Consider the following 886-nt stretch of genomic DNA (forward strand, 5'->3'; position numbering starts at 1 on the left):
CGGCTTCGTTCAACAAACTGCTCAAGAGGGATTCGCAACGCGTGGCATTTTTACTATGCGTTGAATTTAGTGATTAAGGTGGTTTGCGGCGGCATCGGTATTGCGTTGCTCACCCCTTAGCAGGGCGTTATGTTTTTGAGGATAACGAATGAATGATGAATTTGTTGATAGCTTGTATAAATATCGAGCTGTCGACTCTTTTACTTTGGATATTATAGCCAATAATCGTATCTTTTTTCCTAAGCCCGAAATGTTCAATGATCCTTATGATACGGAGTTCAATATTAATCCCCGTGTTGGCAAGTTGAGTTCTATTGATATGGCGTATCTGGAAGAAACACATGGCATTTCATCTGAAGATGAGGTGAATAGGGTTATAGTAAACGTCAACGAAAAAATTAAGAACTATGTTTCTTCTGCTGGAATCTTATCTCTAAGTTCTAGTGCTGAAAACTTGCTGTTGTGGGCTCACTATGCCGACGATCACAAGGGAATCTGCATTGAGTTTGAAAGAAAATCAGGAAATGACTTAGCTAATGAAAGTTTTACTCAGAAAGTAAAATACGCGGCATCTTACCCATCGTTCAATAAGTACGCATTTATTAAGAAGAATGGGCAATCGGTCGTAAACAGAATTCTTTGGACTAAGTCACCCGAATGGGAGTATGAGCAAGAGTGGAGAGTAATCTACCCTAACAAGGGTGGGACTGTTCAGGAAATACCAGGGAAGATAAAGTCCATTATATTCGGGCTAAGGTGCCCAAGTATAAATATTGACATAATAAAACGACTAGTAAGCGGGACAGACATAAAACTAAAACAAGCATCAAAGAAAAAGAATGAATTTGGTGTTGTGATTAAAAACATAACAAATAAGGATTAAGGT

General features: G+C 38.6%; 1 protein-coding gene. It reads left to right on the plus strand.

What is annotated here, in order from left to right:
* Positions 1-148 precede the first annotated feature (148 nt).
* Positions 149-883: a DUF2971 domain-containing protein gene (locus tag AB4167_RS17600; RefSeq protein ID WP_372136842.1), complete on the plus strand. Its 735-nt coding sequence runs from the start codon at positions 149-151 to the stop codon at positions 881-883.
* The last annotated feature ends 3 nt before the right edge of the window (positions 884-886 follow it).

Source organism: Vibrio sp. 10N.286.49.E11 (assembly GCF_041469505.1).
Lineage (GTDB): Bacteria > Pseudomonadota > Gammaproteobacteria > Enterobacterales > Vibrionaceae > Vibrio > Vibrio crassostreae_C.